Raw genomic sequence first — 4,500 nt, forward strand, 5'->3', positions numbered from 1 at the left:
AAATACTTTTGTGGAATCGTGGCTATTACACCGCTATTATTATATATATAAACCACTCCATTGCTCCTTGAAAAAACATAATTAATTGGGTTACCACTATTTGCAACATCACCACCTGCATTTGAAGGTGCACGGTTAAAAGATCCGGTCGTAGTGCCACCTCCTGTATTTTCTGTTCTAGTACCACTTGGATGAGAATGGAAAGTGGATTGCCATTCAAAACTTCTTATATCAATATGTGCATTGGGACTAGTAATTGGATCTGCGACTGGGCCTGGTTGTGACTCGGCAACAGTTCCATCAGTCTTGACAACTCCACCATATTCTCTATTATTCTCTGGAGTAGTTCCACCTTTTCCATTGTCTTTATTCACAATATCAACCATAGCCGATCTGGTAGCTTCTGAACCAGCTATTTCAACACTATTATTATATGCAATCGAATTTCCATTAAATGCTGCAGTATTTCCACTGTTTTCCTCTATGAATTTTTCAGTATTTTTTTTATCGTCTTTTGTTATTCCAGCAGAAGGCGATTTACTATCAAAGGTTTTCTGAGTTGTTTTAACCAAGTATACTTTCCCATCTGCTTTCCCATCGTTCCCAATTAGCTTTCCATTTTCGTCAATAAAGTCGCCAGGTATCCTCCCATCCGAATCAATAAACCTTATCGGATTATCAAACGCATAATTATATGGCGATTGACGCCGCATCTTATCTGCTAAAGGATCTAACACATGCCATCTCCCTATTTGTGCGTCATACATCCTCGCCCCATAATCATACCACTCCAACCCACTCCCATCTCCGAACTCCTTACTCTGCAACTCCTTCCCATTATACTTCAACCTATTCTCCGGGTAATTGCTTCCCTTCAACGCACTCGAACTAATCCCTGCCATCGTCAATCCAAACGGATAATAATGTGTTTCTTCCAATAAAGGTCCGGAATTAATTCCCAGAATTACGTTATCAAAATACACATCCTGTGTACTTTCATTACTGGTATAAACATAGAGAAATCCTGTTTTCTTTACTGTCATTTTATCCTGCGCCAGCGTTTGCAACTCGTCTGGTGCTGCTTTTACCTGTTTAACGCCACTATTTTCGTCCACCAATTTAAACTGCTCATCGAACAATACAAAATTAAGATATGCTTTCGGTCTGTCGGCATTGGGTTGCTCCGGCTCTTTTTCCTTTAGGCGACGATAGTCATTATTATAGAAGTTGCTATTGAACGGGGTGAGTAAACCAGTTTCTCCAGCGCCATGGGCGCCATTGTCTCCCGCACCACCATTAAATGCCTGTATCAGGTCTGCCACCATATTTTCTGCGGAGGAAGCAAAAGAATTTTTTTCTTTTGGACCACCGGATTTGTAGAAAGCCTTTGCGCTGAGCTGAATGGTATCGCCCGCCATCACACGCAACACAATGGAAGGTCCTATCTTTTTACCAGTACCAGTTGCTGTTAGCTTCGCGACAGCTACATTTTTTCCGGTGCTTTCATCTTCCGGATAACCGGCTGGTTTAGCCGTGCGGGTATTATCTATGTTACTAAACAATGCAGTTTCTTTAGCTGCCACAGGGCTTTCCATGGTAGCAGTATACATGGAAAAATCAGTTTGGTCCGTTAATACCAGCCTTACATCGTTTAAATGATCTTTTATAAAATAGTCGTATTGATATTTAACAGGTTGCCCTGCCTGGAATACAGCACGCACCCGTCCTTCTTCATGACCCAGGAACTGTAAGGTATCGTTCTGATACACAAATCCCGCCATATAATCTGTAGTAGTGATCTTCGTAGGATTGACTGTATTGTCAATAACGATCCGTTTTACTTTATTTCCGGCGGCATCATACAGGAACTGGATCATGCCTTTTCCAGAAATAACGATACTATCCGGGAGGTTTAGATAATTGTAACGTATAGTCGTGATATTTTTGTTGGCATCTTTGGTCAGGTTAGCATTTGCATCATAGGTATAATCAGCTGTTTCGTTGTTGATGATCTCCTTAAAATCTCCCAACTGACTTTGCGGGTTGTTGATACGATCTGTTACAAAAGAGAGCTTATTACTACCGGCTACATAGCCGTATTTTAAACTATCTATCGTTTGTTTTGCTCCGGCATTCATTCCTTTTTGGTTCATGAACTGAATGTTACCATTACCATCATAAACAATACCAGATACGGAGAAATTCATCTGATCCGCTGTCCAACTGGCGGAGCCATTATTCTGTTGATTAAAATCGGCTGAAAGGAGGCGATTTATCCTGTCATAATCATAACCATAGGCCCTTGCAATACCGTCTCCGCGGCTCTTCCAGGTAGTGCCGGCGATATTGCCATTATACCGGGGAACAGAAAACCCATAGTCATAACTAAGTGTTTGTCCAAACCAATTTGCTGTACTATTGGCGGTAGAGATAAAGCTCTTGTTGATTGCTTTCAGCCATCCACGGATATTATACTCATAATTTAGCGTTTCCAACTGGGTGCTGGTACCTGTTATCCCCAGGCGTTTCTTTTTCAACTGTCCCAGCTCATCGTACTCGTTGGCGGTTATTGTTTTATCGAGACTGGCATCACCGTCGTTCAGCCGTTTTTTAATATTGATCAATCGTCCGGCCTGGTCATAAGCCATCATGGTCAATACTGTGGTTTGAGGAGTAGTGCCACTGCGAGGATTTTTATGCCGTAGATAAGTACTTAACAGCTTCCCAATAAAATCATAGAGATTTGTGGCGATATCCACCCCTCCGCTGATATTGTCCGACAATATTTGGATAAGCCGCCCTTTGTCATTGTAATAATTTGTAGTAGTAATCCACTGACCTGTGCCGAGCACCAATACTTTTGTTCCGGTCACCAGGTTGGTCAGCAGCGTACTGGGTGTTGCGGGCAAAGCTTCTGCATTAGGATTGGTACCCGCCTGAGGCTTGGAAACGTCGCTGCTGGCATAAAGTTGCCGGCCGGCAAAAGTATAATTACTATAGTAGGTATAAGTCAGTGGTGTGAGTGCATTGGCTGGTATATTGGGCAGTGGATTACTGACCGTCACCGAGGTATTGCCACTCGTTAAAGCAGTGTTGATCTCAGCGACCATCTCTGCCCCCACGCTTGTCTCAAAGCCGTTGGCCATCGTAATACTATTAGTAGCCTGGTATAGAGCCCCCCCATCATAAGACCCCAGCACCAGATCGGCTGTTCCTGGAAATGTATAGGCCAGGTTTTGATTATTCGCTGTGGCACTATTAATTGAAGTCTGCAGAGTGGCTCTATCGGTAGACGCATTATAGAGTGCTGTCATTACCGGCTGATTCAGTGCATTATAAAAATTAACCAGCCAGGTTTTCCCTTTCATATTACCATCACGGGAAAAAGCGAGTCTGTCCCGCACATCATATACCATTTCAGTGGAGTCTGCGCCGGGTATTTTTTTCACAATCATCCGGTTTCTGCTATCATATCGATAAATAAAGCATAACTCGGTTGCAAGGCTGGTACTGATTACCCAGTTTGTACCAATAATAGTTTGTACAGCCTTTGGAGGAATCACAAAACATAGATTGCCTAAGTCATCGTATACGTAATAGGTACATAACCATCCCATATGTGCAGTACCGAGTGTGGCAGTTGTAGCCAACTGCACTTTCTTCATGACCAGTTGGTCTTGTTTGTTTTTGTATTCTACCACCTGGTTTCCTGCTTCATCGATCATCACATTCTTGTATAACTGACCCGCTGCATATACACGTCCTGTACCGCTGGAGGGAATGACATTTGACAGGTCCCATATCCGTACAGAATCCGCTACTGTATTGATTAAGAATTGATTCTCTGCTGGCCGGTTCCCGCCTCTTTCTACACCAGCAGGATCATTCTTAGCCCAGCTATTTCCGGGAGCATAACTTTTCAATACACGGTTTAACGGAGAGGCTTCGTAATCAATGCGGTTATAGTATACGCTTTCTCCCGCAGCTCCAGGTATCTGGGTTTGATAAAAGGATTTCTGCACGTTGAAAGGATCTGTTTTAAACTTGCCATCATTTACATTCTGTGGCGCATAAGGCAGATATTTTGTTTGTTCTCTGCCAAACTGATCATACACTATCGGCATTACCATATCATTACCGCCAAAGCTCATTCCTTTATTGACTATTTGCAAGGGTCTGCCCAATCCATCAAAGTACTGGGTGGACTGGCGAACTTCCGCTGCCGATCTGCCAGGAGCTGTAACATAGGCCGAATCTGAAGTGGCCACAGCTGGTTCCCAGGTGCGGATATAATTAATAACCGTATCGGTATATGAGGCAGGCACGGAAACCGGCGTTGCCGATGGCAACGTAGTTCCCCCCGGAGTCTGGGCACTCAAAGTTATAGTCGTAGCCATTAAGGACATCACCAAAACTATCCGGCCTGCATAAGAAGAAATGCTACTCATATTTTTTATATTCATAGGTTAACATGACTATTGGATAATTGAACTCTTGTAT

1 protein-coding gene is annotated in these 4,500 nt (G+C 43.1%); it reads right to left on the reverse strand.

Annotation, left to right across the window (positions count from 1 at the left end; all coding sequences use genetic code 11):
- On the reverse strand, positions 1–4,397 hold a 4,397-nt coding region (locus VIP81_RS15255; RefSeq protein ID WP_331962329.1), incomplete at its 3' end, for a DUF6443 domain-containing protein.
- Positions 4,398–4,500: the final 103 nt, after the last annotated feature.

The organism is Chitinophaga sp. (genome assembly GCF_036566945.1).
GTDB lineage: Bacteria > Bacteroidota > Bacteroidia > Chitinophagales > Chitinophagaceae > Chitinophaga.